This window comes from Bradyrhizobium sp. 195 (assembly GCF_023101665.1).
Classification (GTDB): Bacteria; Pseudomonadota; Alphaproteobacteria; order Rhizobiales; family Xanthobacteraceae; genus Bradyrhizobium.
The window spans coordinates 5,511,418-5,535,852 of sequence record NZ_CP082161.1; the positions used below are offsets into that span (position 1 = coordinate 5,511,418).

At 64.4% G+C, this 24,435-nt stretch carries 25 protein-coding genes and 1 tRNA gene; 15 read left to right on the forward strand and 11 right to left on the reverse strand.

The genetic code is table 11. The features are described 5' to 3' along the window. Positions 1–55: 55 nt before the first annotated feature. Complete coding sequence (locus IVB26_RS25780; protein ID WP_247967967.1) at positions 56–550, forward strand: hypothetical protein; 495 nt, start codon at positions 56–58, stop codon at positions 548–550. Positions 551–725: 175 nt separating this feature from the next. Here the strand turns inward: IVB26_RS25780 and IVB26_RS25785 are convergent, their stop codons facing one another. Together IVB26_RS25785 and IVB26_RS25790 are read right to left on the reverse strand one after the other, a co-directional pair. Then, positions 726–1,076 carry a hypothetical protein gene (locus IVB26_RS25785; protein WP_247967968.1) on the reverse strand — a complete coding sequence of 117 codons (351 nt, stop codon included), beginning with the start codon at positions 1,074–1,076 and terminating at the stop codon, positions 726–728. Between the two features lie 104 nt (positions 1,077–1,180). Continuing rightward, the gene (locus IVB26_RS25790) at positions 1,181–1,510 is read right to left on the reverse strand and encodes a hypothetical protein (RefSeq protein ID WP_247967969.1); all 330 of its coding nucleotides are present in this window, start codon (positions 1,508–1,510) and stop codon (positions 1,181–1,183) included. A gap of 95 nt (positions 1,511–1,605) precedes the next feature. On the opposite strand from IVB26_RS25790, the gene IVB26_RS25795 reads away from it, so the two are divergent. Beyond that, positions 1,606–1,770, forward strand: a complete 165-nt coding sequence (locus IVB26_RS25795; protein WP_246922284.1) for a hypothetical protein — start codon at positions 1,606–1,608, stop codon at positions 1,768–1,770. Positions 1,771–2,048: 278 nt separating this feature from the next. Here IVB26_RS25795 and IVB26_RS25800 read toward each other — a convergent pair whose 3' ends face one another. Next, on the reverse strand, positions 2,049–2,579 hold the full coding sequence (locus IVB26_RS25800) for a gamma carbonic anhydrase family protein (RefSeq protein ID WP_247967970.1): 531 nt from the start codon (positions 2,577–2,579) through the stop codon (positions 2,049–2,051). Positions 2,580–2,666: 87 nt separating this feature from the next. Further along, complete coding sequence (locus tag IVB26_RS25805) at positions 2,667–2,996, reverse strand: DUF6949 family protein (RefSeq protein WP_128920939.1); 330 nt, start codon at positions 2,994–2,996, stop codon at positions 2,667–2,669. A 221-nt stretch (positions 2,997–3,217) separates the two neighbouring features. Between IVB26_RS25805 and IVB26_RS25810 the strand changes: the two genes are divergently transcribed. Next, entirely contained in the window at positions 3,218–3,925 is a 708-nt protein-coding gene (locus IVB26_RS25810) for a hypothetical protein (protein ID WP_247967971.1), read from the forward strand. 191 nt (positions 3,926–4,116) lie between these two features. Here the strand turns inward: IVB26_RS25810 and IVB26_RS25815 are convergent, their stop codons facing one another. Further along, positions 4,117–5,016, reverse strand: coding sequence for a helix-turn-helix domain-containing protein (locus IVB26_RS25815; protein ID WP_247967972.1), 900 nt, complete (start codon positions 5,014–5,016; stop codon positions 4,117–4,119). 195 nt (positions 5,017–5,211) lie between these two features. On the opposite strand from IVB26_RS25815, the gene IVB26_RS25820 reads away from it, so the two are divergent. From IVB26_RS25820 to IVB26_RS25830, 3 genes are read left to right on the forward strand one after another with little or no spacing between them, the layout of a single operon-like run. Further along, a complete protein-coding gene (locus tag IVB26_RS25820) occupies positions 5,212–7,383 on the forward strand; it encodes a molybdopterin-containing oxidoreductase family protein (protein ID WP_247967973.1) in 2,172 nt (723 codons plus the stop codon). Between the two features lie 2 nt (positions 7,384–7,385). Further along, complete coding sequence (locus tag IVB26_RS25825) at positions 7,386–7,691, forward strand: ferredoxin family protein (protein WP_247967974.1); 306 nt, start codon at positions 7,386–7,388, stop codon at positions 7,689–7,691. Further along, positions 7,688–9,016 (forward strand): FAD-dependent oxidoreductase, encoded by a 1,329-nt coding sequence (locus IVB26_RS25830; RefSeq protein ID WP_247967975.1) that lies wholly within the window; start codon positions 7,688–7,690, stop codon positions 9,014–9,016. Before IVB26_RS25825 ends, IVB26_RS25830 begins: the two co-directional genes overlap by 4 nt. 37 nt (positions 9,017–9,053) lie before the next feature. On the opposite strand, the gene IVB26_RS25835 is transcribed toward IVB26_RS25830, so the two are convergent. Together IVB26_RS25835 and cysE are read right to left on the reverse strand one after the other, a co-directional pair. Then, the gene (locus tag IVB26_RS25835) at positions 9,054–9,272 is read right to left on the reverse strand and encodes a DUF3126 family protein (protein ID WP_007602550.1); all 219 of its coding nucleotides are present in this window, start codon (positions 9,270–9,272) and stop codon (positions 9,054–9,056) included. A 133-nt stretch (positions 9,273–9,405) separates the two neighbouring features. Further along, positions 9,406–10,230, reverse strand: a complete 825-nt coding sequence (cysE, locus tag IVB26_RS25840) for a serine O-acetyltransferase (protein ID WP_247967976.1) — start codon at positions 10,228–10,230, stop codon at positions 9,406–9,408. Between the two features lie 290 nt (positions 10,231–10,520). On the opposite strand from cysE, the gene IVB26_RS25845 reads away from it, so the two are divergent. Beyond that, positions 10,521–11,879 (forward strand): hypothetical protein, encoded by a 1,359-nt coding sequence (locus IVB26_RS25845; RefSeq protein WP_247967977.1) that lies wholly within the window; start codon positions 10,521–10,523, stop codon positions 11,877–11,879. Positions 11,880–12,170: 291 nt separating this feature from the next. Here IVB26_RS25845 and IVB26_RS25850 read toward each other — a convergent pair whose 3' ends face one another. The 3 genes from IVB26_RS25850 to IVB26_RS25860 form a co-directional block, all read right to left on the reverse strand. Further along, positions 12,171–12,986 (reverse strand): hypothetical protein, encoded by an 816-nt coding sequence (locus IVB26_RS25850; RefSeq protein WP_247967978.1) that lies wholly within the window; start codon positions 12,984–12,986, stop codon positions 12,171–12,173. Between the two features lie 308 nt (positions 12,987–13,294). Continuing rightward, entirely contained in the window at positions 13,295–14,050 is a 756-nt protein-coding gene (locus IVB26_RS25855) for an alpha/beta fold hydrolase (protein WP_247967979.1), read from the reverse strand. Positions 14,051–14,173: 123 nt separating this feature from the next. After that, on the reverse strand, positions 14,174–15,310 hold the full coding sequence (locus IVB26_RS25860) for a hypothetical protein (RefSeq protein WP_247967980.1): 1,137 nt from the start codon (positions 15,308–15,310) through the stop codon (positions 14,174–14,176). Between the two features lie 304 nt (positions 15,311–15,614). On the opposite strand from IVB26_RS25860, the gene IVB26_RS25865 reads away from it, so the two are divergent. After that, positions 15,615–15,860: a zinc-finger domain-containing protein gene (locus IVB26_RS25865; protein ID WP_007602543.1), complete on the forward strand. Its 246-nt coding sequence runs from the start codon at positions 15,615–15,617 to the stop codon at positions 15,858–15,860. A gap of 19 nt (positions 15,861–15,879) precedes the next feature. Continuing rightward, complete coding sequence (locus tag IVB26_RS25870) at positions 15,880–17,082, forward strand: FAD-dependent monooxygenase (protein WP_247967981.1); 1,203 nt, start codon at positions 15,880–15,882, stop codon at positions 17,080–17,082. Positions 17,083–17,102: 20 nt separating this feature from the next. On the opposite strand, the gene IVB26_RS25875 is transcribed toward IVB26_RS25870, so the two are convergent. Then, on the reverse strand, positions 17,103–17,531 hold the full coding sequence (locus tag IVB26_RS25875) for a twin-arginine translocation pathway signal (protein ID WP_247967982.1): 429 nt from the start codon (positions 17,529–17,531) through the stop codon (positions 17,103–17,105). 174 nt (positions 17,532–17,705) lie between these two features. Between IVB26_RS25875 and IVB26_RS25880 the strand changes: the two genes are divergently transcribed. The 6 genes from IVB26_RS25880 to IVB26_RS25905 all read left to right on the forward strand — a co-directional run bounded on the left by IVB26_RS25880 (position 17,706) and on the right by IVB26_RS25905 (position 24,292). Beyond that, positions 17,706–17,794: transfer RNA gene (locus IVB26_RS25880), tRNA-Leu, on the forward strand. Positions 17,795–18,155: 361 nt separating this feature from the next. Further along, the gene (locus tag IVB26_RS25885; RefSeq protein ID WP_247967983.1) at positions 18,156–18,902 is read left to right on the forward strand and encodes a class I SAM-dependent methyltransferase; all 747 of its coding nucleotides are present in this window, start codon (positions 18,156–18,158) and stop codon (positions 18,900–18,902) included. Continuing rightward, positions 18,899–19,765 carry a glycosyltransferase family 2 protein gene (locus tag IVB26_RS25890; RefSeq protein WP_247967984.1) on the forward strand — a complete coding sequence of 289 codons (867 nt, stop codon included), beginning with the start codon at positions 18,899–18,901 and terminating at the stop codon, positions 19,763–19,765. Before IVB26_RS25885 ends, IVB26_RS25890 begins: the two co-directional genes overlap by 4 nt. Positions 19,766–19,787: 22 nt before the next feature. Beyond that, the gene (gene asnB / locus IVB26_RS25895; protein ID WP_247967985.1) at positions 19,788–21,689 is read left to right on the forward strand and encodes an asparagine synthase (glutamine-hydrolyzing); all 1,902 of its coding nucleotides are present in this window, start codon (positions 19,788–19,790) and stop codon (positions 21,687–21,689) included. Between the two features lie 24 nt (positions 21,690–21,713). Further along, positions 21,714–22,517, forward strand: a complete 804-nt coding sequence (locus IVB26_RS25900) for a class I SAM-dependent methyltransferase (protein ID WP_247967986.1) — start codon at positions 21,714–21,716, stop codon at positions 22,515–22,517. Between the two features lie 56 nt (positions 22,518–22,573). Further along, on the forward strand, positions 22,574–24,292 hold the full coding sequence (locus tag IVB26_RS25905) for a hypothetical protein (RefSeq protein ID WP_247967987.1): 1,719 nt from the start codon (positions 22,574–22,576) through the stop codon (positions 24,290–24,292). The last annotated feature ends 143 nt before the right edge of the window (positions 24,293–24,435 follow it).

Consider the following 24,435-nt stretch of genomic DNA (forward strand, 5'->3'; position numbering starts at 1 on the left):
CTCAGGGCTGCCGGTCTTCGCCACTCACCAAGTTTCAATTTGGGTTTTGTCAGCGATGATCGATCTCGCACAGGACACACCGTCCAACCCCCTTCTCCGTCTCGGCGCCCAGCCCATCGCGCTGACCGCCGCAGCGCTCCTGCTCCTGATCGCGGGGGTGACCTCGATCGCGATCTGGCGGGCCTATACCGGCGCAGCACCCGAGCCCGACCGGGTGGTGGCATCGCGGCAGCTCCAGGCGCGGACCGCCCAGGCGTCCGAGCAGCTCGTCGAGAAGACCAAGGGGCTGGAGGCGACCCAGCAGGAATCGATCGACCAGCTCCAGGTGGTGCAGGATCAGCTCCTGACCATGAAGCGGCTGATGGCGGCGCAGCAGGCCGACACCAAGCGTCTGTCCGAGCAGGTCGCATCGCTGAACGAGTCCATCGACGGCCTGCGGCAATCGTTTGCCAGCGCGCGAGCAACCGAGGTTGAAGCGCCCGCGGTTACCCGCAGGAAACCGGCCCGGCACCGCGTCCATGCCAGCGCGCGCAAGCGCTCCCGCGGCTAAACGGCCGCCACGGAGCCGGCCTTTAATTTCGCCACTTGTGAACTGGATCACATTCCTCCGGATGATTCCGCGCGATGCTCGCGGTCACCGGATGGCGTGAGCCGATTTCAATGTCCGGGGCTGGCAAGGTCGTTGACGGTATACTGCGTCAACGGCCTTGTTTTTTAGTGGGACGCTATTCGCAGACATCCACGCGGCGGGTACGCCAGCCCGCCGGCGTCATGACGCGCTTTCGCGCGACGTAACAGCCGCCATAGCCATCGTTGTATCCGGTACCATAGTAGTAGGGATCACCGTAATACGGGGAGCCGTAGCCATAATAGGCGCCGTAATAGCCAGCGCCGGCGAGACCCGCCCCGATTGCAACACCCGGCCAGAAGCCGCCGCCATGCCAATGGCCACCGTGGCCCCAGCCGCCACCATGGCCCCAGCCGCCATGTCCGAATCCCCGCGCCTGGGCCGCCTGCGGCGCCGACAGCCCGATTGCCGCGACGGCCAGCGCCACCATCATCATCCTGCGCAACATCACTCGATCCTCCGCGTGGACACGCTCCACGCATCAAAGCAGGACCAAGCTAACGTCACTTGGGCATTCCGGACAGCCACACTGTCTCACTTCCGCGCGAGCATTCAGCAGCCGCGGCAGATGCTCTTGAGCTTCTTGTCGAGCATGCGATTCTCGGCGTTGACGGCGGCATCGGCAGCCCCACCGGAGCCGGAGCCGGTGGTCACGCCGGAGCCCGGCCCGGATGATTGAGCCGTCCCGAGGCTGTTGGTGCCGGGCGGAGGAGCCGGCGAGTTGGCGACGCCTCCGGTCGACCCCGCAGAGCTTCCGGTAGAGCCTCCGGTCGATCCGGCAGAACCGCCGGTCGCCTGCGCGAAGGCGACGGCCGGCACCGCCGCGAGCGCGAAGATCAGGATCATGGCCTTGATTGAGGCGGTTGCGGACGATGCGGCCATCGGAAATTCTCCTTTACCGGTCAACCGCCGCCGCGAAGTCCAGTTCCGGAACAAATGCCGTCGCGTCAGCTTGAAAGCCGAGGAGACAAATCACCATGACCGATCGCGATCCCTTTGCGGAGGGCGAACGCGCCGCGCGCGACAACATTCCGGCTGAGGCCAATCCCTACCTCGACGGCAGCGACGACCATGCCCTGTGGGCCGCCGGCCACGAGAAGGCCGCAGGTGCGATCGAAGCGGCCGAATCCGAGGGGCGCTGACGCGCCGCTCCCGTGGCAGTTATACGGCAGCCACCATCTTCTCGGTCCGGTCCTCGACCATGGTCACGAACATGCTCTTCGTGGGCACCGCCGATCTGTACCCGACGGGCCGAGATCACGCGGCGGCCGCGCGCGGGATTGTCGATGTTGTCGACGATCGGCTCGAGCTGCTGCTGTAGACTTCTCCGCAACGGTCAGCGTGTCGGTGCCGCGCGCGAAGCGAACGAACTTCTTCAATAGATTGGTTCCGGCGGCGAGGCCGGGAGACGGCCGATGTGTCAACCGATCCGCTTCAGGCCCTTTGTGAAGCGCGGACCGTTGGCGACGTAGAATTTGGCCGCGCTTCCCATCTTCTGGACCTGGGCGTCGTCGAGCGTGCGGATCACGCGCGCCGGTGAGCCGATGATCAGGGAACGTTCAGGAAATTCCTTGCCCTCGGTGATGACGGAACCGGCCCCGACGATGCTGTTGCGGCCAATCCGGGCGCCGTTCATCACGATCGAGCCCATGCCGATCAACGCGCCCTCCTCGACGGTGCAGCCATGCAGGATGACGTTGTGGCCGACCGTGCAGTTCCGGCCGATGTGAAGCGGAAAGCCGAGATCGGTGTGGCAGGTCGAGCCGTCCTGCACATTGGCGCCCTCGCCGATTTCGATCCACTCATTGTCGCCGCGCAGCACGGCGCCGAACCAGACGCTCGCACCCGGCTTCAGGCGCACGCGGCCGATCACGGTGGCGGTCTCGGCGATGAAGTAATTGCCGTCGGCGGGGAGGTCGGGCGCCTGCCCGTCGAGCTCGTAGATCGCCATGGGGGTCTCCTGTCACGTCGACCTCAGCCATAGCGAAACGGCGGCGAAGAGGCAAAGGCCGCCCCCGCCGGACGGTCCTGCCGGGCGTCAGCCCAGGACGCCGGCCGCGCGCAGCGTCATCAGGAAGAAAGTGCCGCTCATCATGCTCCAGAAGCCGGCGATGAGGGTCGCCATCATCACGAACTCGGCACGGCGGCTTTCCACCCGCATGCCACGGAGCGTGTTGCGCATGATGATGAAGGGCGCGGCAAACACCAGGAACGGCACCGCCGCGAAGGTCTTCGGCGCCACGCCGTCCTGCAACAGGCCGAAGCCCGCGGGGCGCTGCGCCAGCGCCTGGTATCCGTTCACGAGCGCGCCCGCGAGCGCGAAACCAATGCAGATCGAGAAGAAGGTATTGAGAGCTTCAGGTGTCATTGGAACGGTCCGCCCTTACGCAACGCGAGGCCTTCCTGTGACAAATAGTGCTGGTTAACGCTACATTATCCTTAAGGGAGGGTTAACAGCGCTGCCCCTCACGCGCAGGGCCGTCCCCGCTCCCCGCAGCCGGGAACGCTGCGCGAAATCGCCGCCGCATGGCATATTCGCCGCTGATTCGTCGGCCACCGGCCGACGTCCGGCTCGACTTGCGCTAGCTCATGACGGTGTTTTCGGCAGCTCCCCTTAGGTCCCCCCGTACCCGCACCCGGGCGCACGTCGTCCCGATCGTGCTCGGCGGCATTGCCGCGGCATGCGCGGTTGGGCTCGTCGCCTATCTGCTGTGGCCAACCTGGGGCACCCGCGGCGCGAACGCCCCGGACAAGCTGCCGGTGAGCGTCGGCGGCACGTTGTTCAACCTGCCGACGACCGCGATCCGCATGAAGATCCAGCGGCACTCCGGACCGCAGGAGCGCATCGACCTCGACTTCCTCTATCCCTCGCTGGAACCGCCAGGCACGCCGAAGCACGTGACCGCCGACACGGTGGAAGCGGCGGTGCAATCGATCGACCGGATCTTCCTGTCGATCGCGGCCCATCACGATGCGCTCGCCCCCGAACAGCGGACAGCCACGATCTATCCGCGCTACCTCGACCAGGCCGCAGCGATGCCCGCGGACGGCCTGACGATGCGAATGTTCCGCACCGACACCCCTTACGGCAGCGAGGACCTCTATTCCGCTGCAAGCCCGGTGCTGACCGCACGCTGCACCCGCGATGCTGCGACGCCCGGCATGTGCCTGTCCGAACGCCGCATCGGCGGCGCCGACCTCACCTTCCGCTTTCCGCGCAGCTGGCTGTCGCAATGGCGTGACGTGGCGGATGCGATGGACAAGCTGACCGCGCAGCTGCGCGGGCCGAAGGGCTGAGCCGGCAACCTGCCCCTGCCGCGAGCTACCTAAAACAAAAACCGCGAAAACAACCCCATGCACAGTAGCCAAGTATCGGCAGCATCAAGCTATTTCGTATTTTTCGAATCATGCCTTGACCCGTCGGGCAAAACACGGGCATGATGTCATCATGGGGTGCCGACGAAGCGCCTTCACAGCCGACGCGAGAGTCAGTCGCGGAGCTTCTGCGCCCGGTAAAGGCTCGGCGTCGTCCCGGCCGACTTGCGGAACGCACGATTGAAATTGGCCTGCGACGAAAATCCGGTGGCATAGGCGATATCGACCAGCGGACGATCGCTGGTGGACAAGAGCCGCTTGGCGAGATCGAGACGTTGACGGCTGACATATTCATGCGGCGCGACTCCGGTCGCCGCCTTGAAGCTCCGCGAGAAATGCGCCGGGCTCATGCACGCCACCGATGCCAGATCCTTGACCGTGAAATCGCGCTCGACGGATGCATCGATGAACTCGGTCACGCGCGACAGCCGTTTGGCGTCGAGCGGCCTTTGACCGGCATTGAACTGCCGCAGCGTGACCGCGGTGGCCGAGTAGCTGTGCACCAGATGGGCTGACAACGCGCGCCCCAGGCTTTCGATCAGGAGCCGGCCGGTGGAGGTCTCCTGTTCGAGTTCGGCCAGGATCCGGTCCGCGACATGCTCGATGAACATGTCCTGATCGATGGTCTCATAGCGGATCGAGATTCCCGACGGATCGATGTCGAGATCCCTGAGCATGGTGTCGTCGAACGGCTTGCCCGGAAGGAAGAGATGCAAACATTCCTGCATCTGGTTCTCGACCCGGATGAAGTCCTCACGGATGCCGGCCGGGCAAAGCCACACGGTGCCCTTTCTGCCGAAGGTGCGCTGCCGCATGCCGGCGCCTTCGCGGTCGACGACCGAGCTGCCACGGAGCAGGATTGCGATCTCGGTGTCGCGCGGCAATTGCGGTGGCAGGTCGCCGGGCTCATGGCTCCATCGCTCGGCGAGGAGATGCGACCACCGCCGGTCGTTGGACGTCTGAAGCATTCTGCCGGTCACATATTTATCGACAGAGTTGCCAAGCATACCCATCGTGAATCTCCGCCAGATAGCGCGACGTGGTGGCAACGGTATTGCTAAGTCCGGCAATAACCATGCCAGAGATCCGACCAGCCGTCCACGGGCCGAGAGCAGTCCGGGACAACAACACCGCACGTTTGGAAAAGCCAGGGCGTGCCCGGGCGCCGCATGCTCGGCGCCGTCTTGAATCAGGAGGCGGAGAGATCCATGGCCCGAACCACGGTAATAGGCGCGTGCCCCCACGATTGCCCGGACACCTGCTCCATCCTGACCACGGTCGAGGATGGCAAGGCGATTGCCGTGCGCGGCAATCCCGATCATCCGTTCACGCGCGGACGGCTCTGCGTCAAGGTCAACAACTACGAGGAGCGCGTCTACAGCGACAAGCGCGTCCTCCATCCGCTGAAACGGGTCGGCCCGAAGGGCGCCGGACAGTTTCAACCGATCTCCTGGGACGAGGCCCTCGAAACCATCGCATCGCGATGGACATCCACTATCGCCGAGCACGGCGCGCAGGCGATCCTGCCCTACAGTTATCTGGGCACCCAGGGCATCATCAACGGACTGAACGTCGGAGATCCCCTCTTCAACAAGCTCGGCGCAACGGTGCTCGAGCGCACGTTCTGCGATTCCGCCTCATGCACCGCCTACATGATGACGATCGGGCATACCCCCGGCGTCGATCCCGAGAGCTTCGTGCATTCGAAATACATCATCCTGTGGGCCTGCAATACGCTGAGCACGAACTCGCATCACTGGCCGTTCATCGAGCAGGCGAAGAAGGCCGGTGCCAAGCTCGTGGTGATCGATCCCGTCCGCACCCGCACGGCGCGCCTCGCCGACTGGCACATTCCGATCCGTCCCGGCACCGACGCTGCGCTCGCGCTGGCAATGATCCACGTCATCATTAAGGAGAACTTGGTCGATCGCGATTACGTCGACAAGCACACCGTCGGATATGACGAGCTGGCCGAGCGCGCGTCGACCTACACACCCGAATTTGCCTCCGAGGAAACCGGCATTCCCGTCGACGATATCGTCAGGCTGGCGCGGGAATATGCCGCGACACCACCGGCCGTCATACGCATCGGCGTCGCGGTCGAGCGGCATGCCGGCGGGGGCCAGACCGTGCGCGCGATCGCCTGTCTTCCCGGCCTGATCGGCGCGTGGAAGCATGTCGGCGGCGGCCTGCTCCAGCTTCCGATCTGGGCATTCCCCGTCAGGTGGGACGTGCTGATGCGTCCCGATCTCCAGCCCGAAAAAATGCGCGTGCTCAATTCCTGGCGTCTCGGCGCGGCGCTGACGGGCGAGCTCGACTTCGATCCGCCGATCAAGGCGCTGTTCGTCTACAACGCCAATCCGATGGCGATGGTGACCGAACAGGGCAAGCTCGAAAAGGGCCTGGAACGCGAGGATCTCTTCACGGTCGTCAGCGAACACTTCCTGACCGACACCGCCAGATATGCCGACATCGTTCTGCCTGCGACCACGCAGCTCGAGCAGAAGGACATCCTGTTCTCGTGGGGACACCTTTACCTCTCCTACAACAACCAGGCGATCGAGCCGCTCGGCGAAGCCGTTCCGAACACCGAGCTGTTCCGCCGCCTCGCGCGCGCGATGGGCATCACGGACCCAACCTTCTTCCGGTCCGACGAGGAGATCATCGCCGCATCGCTCGACTGGAGCAGCCCGGTGCTCGATGGCATCTCGCTCGAGGACGTCAAGGCCAAGGGCTATGTGCGCCTCAACATGCCCGCGCCCGCGGACTGGGCACCGCACCGCGAGGGCAACTTTCCGACCGCCTCCGGCAAGTGCGAGTTCAAGTCGACGATCGCCGGTGGAGGCAACTTCGTGGTGCCGCTGTTCCGCCAGGGCTACAATGGCGACCAGGACGGCACGCCGGTCGATCCCCTGCCTCACTACATCCGGCCGAACGAGAACCCGCGCTCGGCGCCCGCGCTGGCGACCCACTATCCGCTCAGCCTGATTTCACCGAAGAGCCATGCCTTCCTGAATTCGAACTACGGCAACCTGCCGGCGCAAACCGCGCAGGCCGGCGAGGAACAGGCGGTGCTCCTCAACCCTGACGATGCGGCACAACGCGGCATCATCGCAGGCGCGCCCATCCGCGTGTTCAACGATCGCGGCTCGTTCGAGGCATTCGCGACCGTTTCCCCCGACATCATGCCGGGCGTCGTGGTGGCGCCGTCCGGATACTGGCAACGATCCAACCGCAAGGGAGCGACCGTCCACGCGCTGACGCCCCCGGCCTTCGCCGACCTCGGTCGCGCCCCGACCTTCTCGGACATTCTCGTCCAGGTCAGCGGCATCCAGGTCGGTGCCGTCCAGATCGGTGCCGTCCAAGCCCGCGGAGCCTGACGATGACTTACGTGGTCACCGACAATTGCCGCGGCTGCCGATACACGGAATGCGTCACCGTCTGCCCGGTGGAGTGTTTCCACGTCGATGACGCCATGACCTATATCGACCCGGAAAACTGCATCGATTGCGGTGGCTGCGCGCCGGCCTGCCCGGTCGGCGCGATCGAGCCCGACTATCGCCTGGCTGCGGACAAGAAATTCTGGATCGACGTCAATCGCAAACGCGCGGCTGAAACTCCCGTCGTCAGCGCGCGCCTGGCGCCTCTGCCGGGCGCCGACGAGCGTAGGCTGGCGCTGGGCCGATGACGGAACGAGCCTCAGAGGTCGATGCGGGCAAGTTCCGCGTCGCTGTCGTCGGCAGCGGACCGAGCGGCTTCTACGCCGCCGAAGCGCTGCTGCGCTCCCACGCATCTGTGACCGTCGACATGTTCGAGCGGCTGCCGGTGCCCTACGGGCTGGTGCGGTTCGGCGTCGCTCCCGACCATCCAAAGCTCAAGCAGGTCACGACCGCCTTCGACAGGATCGCGAGAACGCCTGGTTTTCGTTTCGTCGGCGGCGTCACGATTGGAGACGACGTCACGGTCGACGAGCTCCGCGAGGCTTATGACGCCGTCGTGCTCGCGACCGGCGCCGAACTGAGCCGGCCTCTGGACGTTCCCGGCGAGGCGCTGCCAGGGAGCCACAGCGCCGGCGATTTCGTCGCGTGGTACAACGGCCATCCCGACTTCGCCGATCTCGAATTCGATCTCGAGCACGAGGCGGCGGTGATCATCGGCCACGGCAACGTCGCTCTCGACGTCGCACGTATTCTCGCCAAGTCCGCCGATGAGCTACGCCAGACCGACATCGCGCGCCATGCGCTCGAAGTTCTGGCGGAGAGCCGGATTCGCCAGGTCGTCATCGTCGGCCGCGGCGGGCCGGCGCAGGCGAAATTCACGGCTAAAGAATTGCGTGATTTCCTCGAATTGAGCGCGTGCGACACGCTGGTCGACGACCGCGGGATCGGTCCGGACGAATTCGAGCCGCAGATTTCCGGAGATCCGGAGCTCGCCGAAAAACTGTCGCTGCTGCGCGCGTTTTCGCGGCAGGCCGCGACCAGGCCAAGGCGTTGTCTCTTCCGTTTTGGTCTCTCGCCCGTCGCAATCAAGGGACGCGGCCGGGTCGAGACGGTCGCGCTCAGGAATCGGTCGGGCGTCATCGAGGAGATCGCGTGCGGCCTCTCGTTCGGCAGCGTTGGCCGCAGGACCACGCCCATCGCCGGCGTTCCCTATGACGCACAGCGCGGCGTCCATGCGAACATCGATGGGCGCGTTGCGACGGGGCATTCCGTGGTCGAAGGACTCTATGTCTGCGGGTGGAGCAAGCGCGGGCCGAGCGGAACGATCGGCACCAATCGCGGCTGCGGGATGGCCACGGCGGAGGCCGTCCTGGCCGACTTTGCCCATCGGCGGACGCGTTCGGATGCGTCCGACGCACTGCTTGCACGGATCGGCAGCCGCGTGGCACGCGTCGTGAGCTATCCTGATTGGATGGCGATCGATATGGCCGAGAAACGCAGGGGAGCCCCGCTCGGCAAGCCACGGGAGAAGTTCGTCACGGTTCCCGACATGATCGCGGCGATGGGCGCCTGACCCGACGGGGCCAGAATGCCGCGACGACGCTTCGCGTCTACTCCTGATCGACGAGATCGTCCTCGAGGATCGCCATCTGGAACTGGAACGAGCGATCGTCGTCCTCGTCATCGACGAACAGCACGCCGATGAACTCCTCGCCGATATAGACCTCGGCGGAATCGTCCTTCTTCGGCCGCGGCACGACGCGGATCTTGGGATTGCCGAATACGCGCTTCAGATATGCGTCGAGCTTTCTGACTTCTTTGACGTCCACGGCAAGTCTCCGATCGAAAAATGGTCGGCGGGTTTTAGGACGAGACGCGACGAACCGCCAGCATCAATTGCCAAAGAATTTGGGGATCAAAAGGGCCGGAAATCCGGCCCCTTTTCAACGTCAAGGCCGGGTCTCAAAGCCCCATCGCGTTGATCATCTGATCCATGGTGCGCGACGGCTCGGCGCAGCCGGCCTCGCCGACGATCTTGGCGGGCACGCCTGCGACCGTGACGTTGTGCGGCACGGGCTTGACCACGACCGAGCCGGCAGCGATGCGCGCGCAATGGCCGATCTCGATGTTGCCGAGGATCTTCGCGCCGGCGCCGATCAGGACGCCATGGCGGATCTTCGGATGACGGTCCTCGTTCTCCTTGCCGGTGCCGCCGAGCGTGACGCCGTGCAGGATCGAGACATCGTCCTCGATGATGGCGGTCTCACCGCAGACGAAGCCGGTAGCGTGGTCGAGGAAGATGCCGCGCCCGATGCGCGCGGCGGGATTGATGTCGGTCTGGAACACCGCAGAGGCGCGGCTCTGGAGATAATACGCAAAATCCTTGCGGCCCCTCAGATAGAGCCAGTGCGCGAGGCGATGGGTCTGGATCGCGTGAAAGCCCTTGAAGTAGAGCAAGGGATCGATGAAGCGCGAGGTCGCGGGATCGCGGTCGTAGACCGCAACGAGATCGGCACGAAAGGCATTCCCGAGATCGGGATCGTCGCGCAACGCCTCGCCATAGGTCTGGCGCACGAGGTCGCCCGACAGGGCCGAGTGATCGAGCCGTTCGGCGACGCGGTGGACCACCGAGTCCTCCAGGCGGCCGTGATGCAGCACCGCCGAATAGATGAAGGTCGCAAGCTCCGGCTCGCGACGCACGATGTCCTCCGCTTCGCCCCGGATCCGGTCCCATATCGGATCGAGCGATGCGAGCTTTCCTCCCGGATTGACCTGATGCACTGCCATGGATTTGCTCTCTGGGATTTGCTCTTTCGAATGGACCCGCTTTACCGGCTCTATAGCATAGTCTAGGCGACAAAGTCCCGACGGGCTTGCCTGAGAGTGAACAGCACCTTGCCCCGCGAAGGCATGCCAAGATGTTGAAACACAACAGTTTCTTCTGAGGCCCCCAAGCGGCAGGTCGGCTCAAAGTGGTCAGAGTTTTGCCAAATTCAAGCCGGGCGGCGTCAAACTATTGGTGAATTCTCTGCCGACCGTTATTGCGGGCATGGTCGCATGCGAGGACGGGAGCAGATTTGAGCATCACCACCGATCAATTGCGCGGGCGCGCCGCGGATACGCTTTGGCTGCGTCTGGCGGCGGTGGCCCTGCCCCTTCTGATGATCGCGCCGGCGTTCTGGAACGGCTATCCCCTGTTGCAGTGGGATACCGGCGGCTATCTGGCGCGCTGGTACGAGGGCTATCTCGTCCCCAGCCGCTCCACGGTGTTCGGTCTCTATCTGCACTATGGCGAGAGTTTTGGTTTCTGGATCAACCTCGCGGTCCAGTCGCTGGCGACGCTGTGGCTGTTGCAGCTCACCCTTCGCGTGCTCTCGATGATGCAGACCTTCCGCTTCGTCGCGATCTGCCTTGGCCTGATCCTGTCGACCGCGCTGCCCTGGCTTGCCAGCATGCTGCTCACCGACATCTTCGCGGGGCTCTCGATCCTGTCGCTGTTCCTGCTTGTCGTCGGCGGGCAACGGACCTCGACGCTCGAAAAGACCTCGCTGTTCGTCTTCACCGCCTTTGCCGCTGCGACTCACAGCGCCACGCTCGGCGTGCTGCTCGGTCTTTGCGCCGTGGGCTGGATGGCGCGGCCGTTCCTAAGGGAGCGCCTTCCGCTTGCCGGATTGGCGCAGGCGAGCCTCACCATCGTCGTGGGCGGCGTGATGCTGGTCTCGGCGAATTATGCGTTGTCCGGCAAGTTGGCCTGGACGCCCGGCGGCTACGGCGTCGCCTTCGGCCGCATGATGCAGGACGGCATCGTCGCGCGCTACCTTAGCGATCATTGCCCGCGCGAGCGTTACAAGCTCTGTCCGTATCGCAATGAACTGCCGGCGACCGCCGACGAGTTCCTGTGGGGCAAGAGCATGTTCAACACGCTCGGCCGCTTTGAAGGCATGAACGATGAGATGGGCTACATCGTCGTGCAGTCGCTGAGGGATTATCCGGCCTGGCAGGCCGGCGCGGCGCTCCGGGCGATGGGCCAGCAATTGCTGCATGTCGCGACCGGCGAAGGCACCAATGGCTGGATTCCGCACACCCGCGGCATTATCGAGCGCTACATCCCCGCACAGGCCGCGCCAATGCGCGCGGCGCGGCAGCAGCACTGGGGTGTCAATTTCGACACCATAAACTGGCTGCACGTGCCGGTGGCGCTGGCCTCGATGCTGGCGCTGGTCGCGCTGCTCGGCCATGCGCTCGCGAGCCGCCGGCTCGATGACCTGACGCTGCTGGCGGCGACCGTGACGCTGGCGCTGCTCGGCAACGCTTTCATCTGCGCCGTCATCTCCGGCCCGCACGACCGCTACGGCGCGCGGATGGCGTGGGTCGCGACCTTCGTGGTGCTGACGGCGCTGGCGCGGCGGTTTGGTGAGGACGTCAAGGCGCGATGAGATCAGGATGAAGCGTCATCGCGCTTGGTTTCGTGGAGCAGCGATCGCTTTCATCCAAAATGAACACCTAGGCTTGGCATTCGACAGCCTATCCGCGTCGGCAAGGAAGTAGAGTCCGATAACAGCCCTGGGCGGACTGCCCCGTTTGCACGTCTGCGCGTGACCCATACCCGACCTTGGCACGCTGCCCGCCTACTGACCCGTAGCGGACGGCGCAAGCGAGTAGCTTTTGTGAGCGAGCGTGACTCGCTTGCATCACGCCGTGAGGCTTGAACGCTGCTGGCAGCCACTTCAATTCGTCGTGGTCTTGCCGCCGCGCATGGACACGAGCTTTTCCTCACGAAACCGGAGAATGAACCATGCGGTTTCATCGAAACCGTCTGCGAGCTTTCCTTCGTGAGAATACACCATCTGAGCAGCTTCCGACTTCGACGGCGGTCCCAGCGCCTTGACTACCTCCAAACGCGACATACCCAAATGCAGCTTGCCGTCGAAGACGAGGGGCGCGAACTTTTCCGGGATGATGGCGCAATCGGTCGAGGTCTCGGTGTCTTTCTCGGTGAGCTCTTCCACGATCTCTGTGACGAGACGGTCCGGGCCGCCTATCTCTCCGCTAACGACCCATAATCGATGCTGCGCGCGCCTATAACACAGCCAATAGATGCTACCTCCAGCGTCGCCCTGGTGTTGGATGGTCCCTTCGCCCACGGCTTCGCGGACTGCGCCGAGCGAGGTCTCCTCGAAGCGGCCGGCGAATGCGCCTAGCGAAAAGCGGGTCGCCAATCTCTTCACGACCGTCGGCGGCACGCGCTCGAACGCATGTTCGTCGAGTGGCGGCGGCGGCGTCTGCGCGGAGCAGTCGTCCGCGGGGATCGCGAAAAGGAGAAGCAGCAAGAAGAGCGTCTTTCGACCATCAACTCCGAATTGCCTTACATTGGAGATTGAGCGCTTCTGGAATAGCTCCTTTCCTTTGGCAAGGATGGCGTCAACGTCGAGGTCTTTGACGCGGCCAGCCGCTCTGTCGGCCAGTCCTTTATATATTTCTCGCCTCAGCAGGTCGCGCTCAGGCGTCGAGAGTGCGGGCGTCAGTTTCTGGGTATCGGACACGTCAAGCCATCTCCTGCGATGCAGAAAGGCACAACATATCATAGCTGACGTGTGGAGGAGCTCCCTCACCCACCGCCTTCACCTGGCTTTGGTCGGCCCACGTGCTGCATATTCGAGCAACGCCGCGATTTGTGGGAGCGAATGACTTGGGAGATGTTTCCCAGGGATGATCAGCAAAGGCAATTTGTGCAGCAACGATTGCTGATGACGATCGTGGTGCTTCCAATGGTAGCATTCGCGGTCCACACTCTTCTCGAAAGACTGGCCACATAGCTGTCGCGAGATGTCTGCTTGTGGCGCTTTGTGCCTCATCGCCGCCGTGACAAGAAATCCAGCACGCCGGTCTTGTAGACCTTGTCGCCGACCGCGCGCATGTGGTCGCGGTTGGGAATGTCCAGCACTTCCGAGCCCGGGATGATCGCGCCGAGCGCGCTGGCGGAGCCGGCGACGTCGTCGGTGGTGCCGACCGCGATCAGCACTGGCAGCTCGATGCGTGCAGCTTGCTGTCTCGTCATCAGCTCGCGCGTGCCGCGCAGGCAGGCGGCAAGGGCGCGATGGTCGGAGCGGGTCTGGTCCGCGAAGGCGCGAAAGGTGCGGCCGACGGGATCGGTGACGTCGTCGAGCGAAGGCGCTTCGAGCGCCTTGGCGACATTCTCGCCGGGTCCGGTGCCTTCGATCAGGCCGCCGATGCCGATGCCGCCGAGGATCGCCGAGCGCAGGCGCTGCGGCTCGTTGAGGGACAGCCAGGCCGCCATCCGTCCGCCCATCGAATAGCCCATGATGTCGGCTTGCGGGATGGCGAGGTGATCCATCAGCGCGAGAACGTCGCCGGCCATCACGGGAATCGAATATTGCGAGGGCTCGTAGAGCTTTGCGCTTTCGCCGTGGCCGCGATTGTCGAGCGCGATGACGCGGCGACCGTTCTTGCGCAGCTCCGAAACCCAGGTCGGATAGACCCAGTTCACGTTCTTGCTCGAGGCAAAGCCGTGCACCAGGATGATCGGATCGCCCTCACCTTCATCGAGATAGGCAATTTCAACGGCGCCGTTGTGAAAGCTCGGCATCATCAGTTCCGTGAGGTGTTGAGGGGAATGGTTGATCTTAGAGCACGATCCGGAAAACCGTGCAGCAGTTTTCCGGCAACATCATGCTCAAACAATAACCTGAGGCGCGATGGCAATCGCGCTTCAGGCCGTGACGGCAGCGTCCGCCAGAGCGGCTTCGGCTGCGATCTGCGCCCGGCGAAGCCGCCGCGCCCGCCTGCGATCGCACCAGGCCTGGGTGAGGCGCTCGGTCGTCACCTTGATGGAGGAGAGAAGGCCGAAAAGCGTCAGTGCCGCACTGAGCAGCCAGAGCGCCAGATCGAACGCACCGCCGATCAGCAGCAGCGCGCCGCGGCCGAGCAGCTTCATGATCGCGCGCGTCTTGCCGCCTTGCGCTTCCGCAAGCCGCGCCGCGCGCGCGACGTCCTTCGGACCTTCGGCGATGCGCAGCGTATCCATCGCCCCGCGCGTGCCGGTCTTCCCGGCGACGCGCGTGACGTCCTTGCCGAGCCGGACCAGCGCACCGGCCTTCTCGGCGCGGAACGCGGCCTTGATCGCACTGACGGTCTCGCCGGGGCGGAACACGGAGCCCTTGGCCACGGCGTTCTGGAGCATCGGCGTATCGACCACGTCGCGCGCGGAGCGTCCAGCCCATGCCGCAAGGCTCTCACTGAGCCGGCCCACCTTGCGGGCGTCCTTGACCAGGGTCAGTCCGGCGCGCACGGGCGCAGCGCCACCGACGGACACATAGGTTGCCGCAGTCACCGCAAGGCCGGCCGTCGCGAGGCCGAGCACCAGGCGATCGGTGTCCTCGCCCATAGCGAGGTGCTTGCCCTCCCGCACGACGTCCCTGATGTCGCCGATCACGAAGAGATCCCCGGCCACCGTCCCGGACAGGCTCGCGACATCGTCGGCATTGCCGGTGACGAGGCCGGTGGCAAAGCGCTTTGCGAAATACGAGGTGGAATTCTGTTCCTTGACCGCATCACTCACGCGGCTCAGCAGGTCGTCCGGCAACGCGATGTTCCGGTCGCGCGCCAACGCCACGAAACTGTCGGCGAGATCGGCGTCATCAGCGGCGAGCGCGGCCTCGATGTTGTCCTGGACCAGTCGGTCATTCCGCTGCAGCAACGCATCGAGCTTGAGCCCGGAGAGCACGGCCGGATCATCCTGGGCGGCGAGGATCGCGCCGGCCTCGCGGGCGTGCGGCGCTACCTGCGCGAGCATGAAGCCGCACGCGGCGATACCGGTCAACGCTGTGCTGATTCGCAGCCACTTCATGCGGGAAACCTGGACGGTCCTGAAATCGTTGACGATTGATTCGTCTTTGGTCGCCAATTGCGCTCGTCCCCAGACATAGTATGCCAAAATTGCGACACAACGTCCCCGACGAAAGAAGGGCTTTTCTCAGGCCTTAAGATTGTGTCGAATTTGCATGAGCAAATGAGCATGGGGTAATTGCGGGGCTTTCGGTTCCGCTGGACTAGCAATCGTCTGCACCCGCCAGTATGGTCCGCGGCGCCTTAAAGATGCCGCGTCAGTTCGTGATTGTGTCTGCCGCCGTTGCCACTCCAGGATGAGTTCGATGTCCGACCATGTCGTCCCGCACTTCCACAACGATGCCGGTGTCCCCGTCATCGAGATCGGCTCGCAAGAGTTCATGTGCGTAGGCGCCAACCCTCCGTTCGACCATCCGCACGTCTTCCTCGACCTCGGCAACGACAACGAGATCATCTGCCCCTACTGCTCGACGCTGTATCGCTTTGCGGCCGACCTGAAGGCAGGCGAAGCCCGCCCGCCGGAATGCGTGCTGAAGGACAAGGTGGCCTGACCGCTTCCATCGGTCAGGGGTGGCGCTCTCCCGAACGATTGTCATCGCCGGTGCCGGCATCGGTGGACTGACGGCTGCGCTTGCGCTCGCAAACCGCGGGTTCCGGATCGTCGTGCTGGAAAAGGCCGAGCGCCTCGAGGACGTCGGCGCCGGCCTGCAGCTCTCCCCCAATGCCAGCCGCGTGCTGGTCGAGCTTGGCCTCACCGAGCGCCTCAAGCTCCGCGCCGTCGTCCCGGAGGCGGTCTCGATCATGAGCGCGCGGGCCGGCGGCGAGCTGCTGCGCATGCCGCTCGGTGAAGCAGCTTCGCTGCGGGCCGGCGCGCCCTATTGGGTGGTGCACCGCGCCGACCTGCAATCGGCGCTTTCAGGCGCCGTTGCCGATCATCCCGATATCGACCTGAAACTGGGCGCGACCTTCGAAGACATGGCGCCGCATGCCAAGGGACTGACGGTCGTCCATCGCAGCGGCACGATCCGCCGCAGCGATCTCGCCAGTGCGCTGATCGGTGCCGACGGCATCTGGTCGACGGTCCGCCAGCATCTGTTTCCCGAGGTGCAGCCACGCTTCTCCGGTCTGATCGCCTGGCGCGGCACGTTAGACGCCACGCAACTGCCGAAGAATTACACCGCGCGCGGGGTGCAGCTCTGGATGGGGCCGAACGCCCATCTCGTCGCCTATCCCATTGCGGGCGGCCGCCAGATCAACGTGGTCGCGGTGCTGCCGGGCACCTGGAACAGGCCGGGCTGGAGCACGCCCGGCGATCCCCGCGAGGTGATGGATGCCTTCGCCGCGCCGCGCTGGCCGCCGGCGGCGCGCATGATGCTCGCCCCGGTCGACAGCTGGCGGAAATGGGCGCTGTTCGGCGTGCCGGACGGCTGCCCCTGGAGCAAGGGTCCGGTGGCACTGCTCGGCGATTCCGTGCATGCGATGCTGCCTTTTGCCGCCCAAGGCGCCGGCATGGCCATCGAGGATGCCGCGGTGCTCGCCCGGCATTTGAGCCTTGAAGCCGCCGAGAGCACCGCGGGCATCAGTGCGGCGCTGAAGCAATACGGCCGCGCGCGCCAGGCGCGGGTGCGGCGGGTGCAGCGGACCGCGCGGCAGCAGGGCCGCATCTATCATCTCGGTGGGCCGCTTGCGGCCGCACGCGATCTTGCGATCCGCGCGCTCGGCCCGGACCGTATGCTGGCGCGGCAGGACTGGATCTACGGCTGGCGGCCCTGACGCATCGCCGGCGCGGTGCGTCAGCGGGCCGCTTTTCCGGATTTCGATGCGGGTTTGGCGGTGGCCGCGGGCGACAATTGCGCAGCGGGCGGCGTCGCCTCTGGCGGCGTCTCCCGGCACCTGTTGCGGCGCCAGGCGTCCTCGGCCAATTGGGCCTGCCCGCGCACCGCGATATAGTCGTTGCGATAGGCGAGCTCGGACACGACGGCGCCACCCGTCCCGGTCTCGGCCTTCTCCATCAGCCCGCGCAAATCGTCAGTGCGCTTGGCGAGCGCCTTGCGCTCACCCTCCAGCTGCTTGCAGTCGTACAATTCGTATTTGGCGGGATCGGCAAAGGCCGGCGCGACCGTCTCGCTCATGCTGGCGCAGCCGGACAGCGCGGCGCCGGCCGCAAGCAGCGCCAGGAGCGCGCCAAAGCCGCGCGGCGAAGAGGAAAACGAAGCAACCATGCCGGATGAATAGCCCCCGTGAATTGAGAATGCCTAAAGCAACAACAGATGTCCGGATTGAGGCTTTGCCTTGTGGGCCCGGCTCGCTTAAGGAAGAACCGTCCCTCCAGGCCCGCAAAGCGCCAATTCCAGACGGCCGGAGATGGACTTAAGTGTTTGATCTCGTTGGATCAAGCGGGCATGGCGGAATTGGTAGACGCAAGGGACTTAAAATCCCTCGGTGCGCAAGCGCTGTGCCGGTTCGACCCCGGCTGCCCGCACCACGAGATTTGACGCCGCGCGCGGCGGCCGCAGCCCCCGAAACAGGTCTGCAGCCATGAGGCGCGCCGCGGTAGGCCATGGGTCAAGCTACCATCGAACGCGCGTCGGGCGACGGCTCGTTCAATCCGATGGCCCAGTTGCGCAGATTCGAATGCTCGTTGGAGCCCATCGTGTTCCTGTCAGACAGTTTCGACGTCTTGAATGGCACGACGCTGAGCCATGAAAGGAACCAGCCTTCAGATGGAAGTTGAAGCCATCGAAGACCAAAGCGAGAGCTGTCAACTTTAGGGCGATTGTGCCGCACATCTCCTTGAGAATTACGGCGCTCACTGCTAACCCGGGCCAGAACAAGGCGCAGGCTCCATGGCTCAAACCTCCTTTCCCGCCCAGCCCACGACGGAAGGCCTGAAAGTCGGGGCCGATACGTATTCGAGCGCGATCGCCGACGCACAGAATTACATGAACTGGGTTGTCGACCAGTTCCGCCCCTATCTGAAGGGCAGCATCGTCGAGGTCGGGTTTGGGCATGGGCTCTACAGCAGAGTGCTCGGAGAGCTCGGCGATTATTGCGGCGTGGACCACGACCGCGAAAGCGTCGAACGTGCCACCATGGCGATGCCCGACCGCAAGTTCGCCGTCTGCGACATTCTGATCCGCGAGCAATTGAGTTCCCTGTTTCCCGAAGGCGTCGATGCGGTCTTCACCATCAATGTTCTCGAGCACATCGAGGATGACGCCACCGCAATTGCCAATCTGGTGCAGGTGCTCAAGCCCGGAGGACACCTCCTGATCAGCGTTCCCGCCCTGATGCTGCTCTATAACGACCTCGATCGCCTGGCGGGGCATTGCCGCCGCTACACCACGGCGCGCCTCGCCAAGCTGCTCGCCGATCAACCGGTCGAGCTGGTCCGGCTGAGCTACTTCAATCCGATCGGCGGGCTTGGATGGCTTGCCAATCGCCTGAAGCGTCATCAGTCGCTGAACGATGCCGCCGTCAACGGGCAGATCGCCCTGTTCGACAAATATGCCGTACCGCTGTCGCGGGCGCTCGATCCGCTCTCGCGAAGCTTCTTTGGGCAATCCGTCACCTGCATTGCACGCCGCTTATGATTTCAGTCGTCATTCCTGCGCTCAACGAGTGCAACGGCATTGTTGAAACCATTGATCGAGCCAAGGCAGCTCTCGAGGGTGCGCAACTCACTCCCTATGAAATCGTCATCGTCGATGACGGTTCGGTCGACGGGACCGGCGAGCTCGCCGAACGGGCGGGTGCGAAGGTGCTCAGGCATCCCCACAACATCGGCTATGGCCGCTCGCTGAAGGACGGGATCCGCGCAGCGACGTACGATACGATCGTCATCAGCGATGCCGATGGTTCTTATCCGATGGAGGCGATTCCAGCATTGGTCGCGCGCTTCAACCAGGGTTTTGACATGGTCGTCGGCGCCAGGACCGGACCCAACTACCGCGAGTCGAGACTGAAGTCGCCGTTGCGCGCCATCCTGAAGGCGATCGTCGAATTCACCGCCAACCGCAGGATTCCCGACATCAACTCCGGCCTGCGCGTGTTCGGCAGGCAGGTCGCGATCTCCTATTTCGAGCATGTCAGCGACCTGTTCAGCTTCACGACGTCGCTGACGCTCGCCTACATGATGAACGCGAAGTTCGTCGACTACATCGACATCGACTACAAGGAGCGGATCGGGCGCTCCAAAGTGAACCTGTTCCGCGACTCCATTCGGACCCTGCAATACGTGCTGGAGGCCTGCACCTACTACAACCCGCTGAAGATCTTCGTGCTGCTGGCGATGATGTGCATGGCTCTCGCACTGGTCTCACTGATCGGGGGCATCATCCTGCAGCTCGTCAGCGCCTTCGTCCTGGGCGTCGGCGCGATTTTGCTCAGCATTCTCGTCGTCGCCATGGGGCTGCTCGCGGTGCTTCTGAAGCAGATCATGAATCAGCGAACATGACCTCCCTCGGCAAGGGGACGCGATGTGCGGCATAGCGGGCATCTTTCATTGTGACGGCCGCCCCGCCGACGGCCGCGCCGTTGCGGCGATGTCGGCAGCGCTGGTTCACCGCGGTCCGGACGGCGAGAGCACCTGGCTGGACGGGCCTGTCGGCCTCGCCCACCGCCGGCTCGCCATCCGCGATCTCTCCGATGCCGGGCGCCAGCCGATGCTCGATGCGTCGGAGCGCATCGTCGTCACCTACAACGGCGAGATCTACAACGACCGCGAATTGCGCAGCGAGCTCGAGCGATCGTTCGGCGTCCGGTTTCGCAGTACCTGCGACACCGAGATCCTTCCTTACGCCTACCTCGCCTGGGGCGAGGCGATGTTCGAACGCCTGGAAGGCTTCTTCGCAATCGGATTGTGGGATCGGAAAGAGGGCCGCTTGATCCTTGCCCGCGACGGCATCGGAATCAAGCCGCTCTATTATTCGGAAAGCAGCAGCCGCGTCCTGTTCGCAAGCGAGATCAAGGGACTTACGGCGAGCGGCGACATCGCCGAGCGGATCGATCCCGTCTCGCTGCATAACTATCTCGCCGCAGGCCATCCAGGGACGCGACAGAGCCTCTATCAGGACATCAAGCAGGTCCCGCCCGGCACGATGATCGGGTTCACCGGCCGCGACCGCGTCGAACGGCGTTTCTGGCGGCCAGTGCGCGCGCCCGAGATCCGCGACCTCGATGAAGCCGTCGTCCGGCTGCAATCGACGATCGAGACCGTGGTGAAGAGCCAGATGGTGAGCGACGTGCCGCTTGCCGTGCTCCAGAGCGGCGGCATTGACAGTTCGCTGATCAGCCTCACGCTCGGCCGGCTTGGATTGAAGCCGCCCTTGTTCACGGCCGGCTTCTCCGAGAAGAGCCATGATGAAACCGCGGTGGCACGCCAGATTGCCGCGACCGCGGGCCTGCCGCTTCACGTCATCGACGGGGAAGCAGGCGAAGGAGCCGAGAGCGCGTTGCGCGCGGTCGCCTACCATTTCGACGGACAGTGCGCCGACACCGGCGCGCTTGGCTTCTACCACCTGGCAGGCGCCGTCCGGCAGCACTGCACGGTGGTCCTGTCCGGCGATGGCGGCGACGAATTCTTCGGCGGCTATGAAACTTACGCCGCGACCATGATGGCAGAGCGCGTGCGCCACGTCATTCCGCGCCCCGTCGCAGGCCTCGTCGGCCGCACAGCCTATGCATCCGTGCGCGGCAACGAGAAGCGGCTTCCGGCGGCAGCCCAACTCGCCCGCTTCGCGCTCGGGTTAGGTGAAGCTGGCAACAGCCCTCACCTGCAATGGCGACGCCTCGTTCCCCGCTTTCTGGCCGAGAAGATCTATGACGGCGAGATGGCCGATCTGGCTTCGACCGATCCGTTCGCCGAATACGCCGAATATTACGCGGAGCCGCACGCAAACGTGCTTGACCGGGCCCTGATCGCCGACCAGCGCTTCCATCTGCAAAGCGTCCTTTCGAAGGTCGATGCAATGAGCATGGCGCATTCGCTGGAGGTGCGCGTTCCGATCCTGGACCGACGGGTGATGGACCTCGCCGGCACCATCGACAGCTCGCTGCTCAATCCCTGGCCGAAAGGGGCGCCGAAATACGTGCTGCGCAAGCTCGCCGAGCGCCTCGGCATGCCGCACGACGCGGCATGGTCACGCAAGCGCGGCTTCAACGTACCCATTGCGCAATTGATGCGGAGCGGGTTGCGGTCCATCTGCGACCGCGTGCTCAATCAGCAAGCCGACGTGTTTGCGCCGTTTCTGAAGCCCGACGCGATCCGGCAGTTGTGGAAGGACCATCTCGACCGCCGCAACGACAACGCATTCGCGTTGTGGCCGATCCTCACCTTAGGGATCTGGTTGCTGGGGCTGGCCTGCCCCGCGCCGCGCTGAGTGGACGAGGCGGGGAACGTGCGCATGGGCGATCTGAAGGAAGACACGATCAGAGATTTCGGGGAGCAATGGAGCGCGTTCCGCGACAACCCCGGCTATTACGGATCCGCCGTGTTGCTCGCCGACCTCCTTGGTTCCCTCGTTGCGCTGGATGAACTCAAAGGCAAGACGATCGCCGACATCGGCAGCGGCTCGGGACGCATCGTCAACATGCTGCTGGATGCCGGAGCCGGCCGCGTCGTTGCGGTCGAGCCATCGGCCGCCATGGAGGTGCTGAAGGACAACACGGCCGCGCGCAAAGACCGGGTCGACTATCTGCAGATTCCCGGCGACCAATTGCCGCCGGATCTCGGCCTGGACTACGTGGTTTCGATGGGCGTCTTGCATCACATCCCGGCGCCGATCCCCGTGGTTCGCGCGGCGTTCGAGGCCTTGCGTCCCGGAGGGCGATGCATTGTCTGGCTCTACGGTTACGAGGGCAACGAGACCTATCTGTCACTCGTGGTCCCGCTGCGCAGGCTTACGGTCCTGTTGCCGCACCGTCTGCTCGTGGCGCTATCCCACGTTCTGGAATGGGCGCTGACGGCCTATATTGGGCTGTGCCGAATATTGCCGCTCCCGATGCGCTCCTACATGCGTTCGGTGCTGGCCAAATTTCCGCGCAGCGTCCGGCGTCTGACCATCTACGATCAGCTCAATCCCGCTTACGCGAAATACTACACCCGCGAAGAGGCCGAGGCCTTGCTCCCAGCCGGCGGATTCGAAGATGTGAAGATCTATCACCGCCACGGCTATAGCTGGACGGTGTGCGGCACCCGCCCAGTGTGAGGGACATCTCGAGGGAACGCCGCTATCGCCTTCGCGCAAGTCAATCCGGAGAATCCATGCCTGCTACCGACATCCTGGGCGTAGAGGGCCCGCCCACGGGGCGGCCGGCGCGCCTCGCATGGGCAAGCCGCATCGTGTGGCTCTGGATCTGGCTCGGAGCGATTGGTCTGGCGCTCCTGGTTCACCTGGCTTTTCTGGTGGCCTGGCCGGATCATTTCCTCCACGAAGATGGCGGTGCCTATCTGGACGAGGCGCAATCGATCCTGACCGGCCATTATCTCGATGATGCGGGAAAACGGCCTTACGGCATGGCCATCTTCCTGGTGCTTCTCTCCAAGCTGTTCGGTCCGCATATCATCGTCTTCGTCATAGCTCAGCACCTGGTGAGCATCGGCACGGCCCTTCTGATCGCCGCGACGTTGCGCCTTGCCGGCGTTCCCCGCGTTCTGTCGGTCATGGCGTTTCTGTTCGCTGCGCTCTACGGGCGCACCGTTCACTACGACAACACCATTGGCGCCGAGACCATTTCCAACTTCCTGATCAGCCTTGCCGCCTTCCTGGCCGCCGGCATCATCTTCAGGAAATGGCCGGCGTTCCTTGCCGCAGCGGGCGTGGGGCTGACGCTGGGGGCAGTGATGACGTGCCGTTCTGCGGCGGTCGGGCAAGCCGCCGTGATCCTGCTTTGGCTGGCCGTGGTGCTGGATGCCGGATGGCTCCGCCGACTGACCGTGCTCGCTTTGGCCGGCGGCCTTGCCACCGCCGTGTATCTGATCCCGACCGCCGTCAATTATGCGATCGGAAAGCGTCCGGCGGGCAATGAGAGCCTCGCGGTCATGGCGTTCGTGGTCGGCTATTCCGCCGACTTCGATCACGGCGTCCACCTCGACCGGAAAGCCAACGCGCGGGCGCTTGTCGAGAAGATGCGGTCAGCGGACACCCCGACCGGCTGGACCGACGCGGGCGTATATCAATGGCCCTTCGCGGCCATGCATTTGCTGGAGAGGCCCGGCGACAGCGCAGCCGAGTTCGAAAAGGTGGTTCGCGACATCTTCATCGAAACGCTGACGACGCCATCGACGCTGTATCGGCACGTCACCGCGCATTTCCTGCGCGAGATGTATTTCCTGCTGTTCGACGCAAACAGCACGGCGCGACGGACCGTCAATCCGCAGGGCTACGAGTACTTCGCCCAGCGGGACCCGCTCCCGTTCTTTGGAAGCCCGACCGGGCTCAAACCGGGACAGCTGATCCATGACCATTACAAGCCTCATTGGCGGCTGGAGCGGCGGGTCCTGCCGACGCCGGCCCGCGTGCAGCTGGGGCTGAACTACCTGCTGACGCTTGGCTACCAGCCGCGACCGGATCTGGCCGACCTGTGCTGCGGCTTGACCATCTCGAGCGAGTACGATGACCTCCCCGGGCCGATCCGGTGGGTATCCGCGGCCACTCTGATCCTCGTGGTTGTCCTGCTCGCCGGCATCGTCGCGGCCAGGCTCGGATGGATGCGGCCGCTCCCCGCGGGCCTGCCGGCTGCCGGAACATTGATGATCTCGCTCGCGCTGATCAGCGTCGCATTTCCGGCCTTTCTCATTTACGGATTTAACCGTTACGCCTACTACGCCGTCCCATTTCTCGCAGGAGCGAGCGCGATCCTGGGTGCCGTGGCGCTCGATCAAGTCAACCGCTCGGGCGTACCGGGGGTGTTGACCTCTTGGGCGCGTCGCAAGCGCCCCCTCGCACGGCCGCAGTCCCCGGAAGCGGGCCTGCAGCCATGAAGCCCTCCGCGCGCGCAATGGTTCGTTTACCAAGACGACCTTCCGCTTGCGGAAGCCGCCCTGCGCAATCGGCCTTTACCCCACTTTAGAGCGTCTCCCCCTAAATCGATCCATGTCTGCTCCGTCGATGCAGACCCAGGGAC

Excerpts from the sequence above, each read along its gene's own strand:
- IVB26_RS25780 (WP_247967967.1), top strand. The coding sequence starts at position 56 with ATGATCGATCTCGCACAGGACACACCGTCCAACCCCCTTCTCCGTCTC.
- IVB26_RS25785 (WP_247967968.1), bottom strand. The coding sequence starts at position 1,076 with ATGTTGCGCAGGATGATGATGGTGGCGCTGGCCGTCGCGGCAATCGGG.
- IVB26_RS25790 (WP_247967969.1), bottom strand. The coding sequence starts at position 1,510 with ATGGCCGCATCGTCCGCAACCGCCTCAATCAAGGCCATGATCCTGATC.
- IVB26_RS25795 (WP_246922284.1), top strand. The coding sequence starts at position 1,606 with ATGACCGATCGCGATCCCTTTGCGGAGGGCGAACGCGCCGCGCGCGAC.
- IVB26_RS25800 (WP_247967970.1), bottom strand. The coding sequence starts at position 2,579 with ATGGCGATCTACGAGCTCGACGGGCAGGCGCCCGACCTCCCCGCCGAC.
- IVB26_RS25805 (WP_128920939.1), bottom strand. The coding sequence starts at position 2,996 with ATGACACCTGAAGCTCTCAATACCTTCTTCTCGATCTGCATTGGTTTC.
- IVB26_RS25810 (WP_247967971.1), top strand. The coding sequence starts at position 3,218 with ATGACGGTGTTTTCGGCAGCTCCCCTTAGGTCCCCCCGTACCCGCACC.
- IVB26_RS25815 (WP_247967972.1), bottom strand. The coding sequence starts at position 5,016 with ATGGGTATGCTTGGCAACTCTGTCGATAAATATGTGACCGGCAGAATG.
- IVB26_RS25820 (WP_247967973.1), top strand. The coding sequence starts at position 5,212 with ATGGCCCGAACCACGGTAATAGGCGCGTGCCCCCACGATTGCCCGGAC.
- IVB26_RS25825 (WP_247967974.1), top strand. The coding sequence starts at position 7,386 with ATGACTTACGTGGTCACCGACAATTGCCGCGGCTGCCGATACACGGAA.
- IVB26_RS25830 (WP_247967975.1), top strand. The coding sequence starts at position 7,688 with ATGACGGAACGAGCCTCAGAGGTCGATGCGGGCAAGTTCCGCGTCGCT.
- cysE (WP_247967976.1), bottom strand. The coding sequence starts at position 10,230 with ATGGCAGTGCATCAGGTCAATCCGGGAGGAAAGCTCGCATCGCTCGAT.
- IVB26_RS25855 (WP_247967979.1), bottom strand. The coding sequence starts at position 14,050 with ATGCCGAGCTTTCACAACGGCGCCGTTGAAATTGCCTATCTCGATGAA.
- IVB26_RS25860 (WP_247967980.1), bottom strand. The coding sequence starts at position 15,310 with ATGAAGTGGCTGCGAATCAGCACAGCGTTGACCGGTATCGCCGCGTGC.
- IVB26_RS25865 (WP_007602543.1), top strand. The coding sequence starts at position 15,615 with ATGTCCGACCATGTCGTCCCGCACTTCCACAACGATGCCGGTGTCCCC.
- IVB26_RS25875 (WP_247967982.1), bottom strand. The coding sequence starts at position 17,531 with ATGGTTGCTTCGTTTTCCTCTTCGCCGCGCGGCTTTGGCGCGCTCCTG.
- IVB26_RS25885 (WP_247967983.1), top strand. The coding sequence starts at position 18,156 with ATGGCTCAAACCTCCTTTCCCGCCCAGCCCACGACGGAAGGCCTGAAA.
- IVB26_RS25890 (WP_247967984.1), top strand. The coding sequence starts at position 18,899 with ATGATTTCAGTCGTCATTCCTGCGCTCAACGAGTGCAACGGCATTGTT.
- asnB (WP_247967985.1), top strand. The coding sequence starts at position 19,788 with ATGTGCGGCATAGCGGGCATCTTTCATTGTGACGGCCGCCCCGCCGAC.
- IVB26_RS25900 (WP_247967986.1), top strand. The coding sequence starts at position 21,714 with ATGGGCGATCTGAAGGAAGACACGATCAGAGATTTCGGGGAGCAATGG.
- IVB26_RS25905 (WP_247967987.1), top strand. The coding sequence starts at position 22,574 with ATGCCTGCTACCGACATCCTGGGCGTAGAGGGCCCGCCCACGGGGCGG.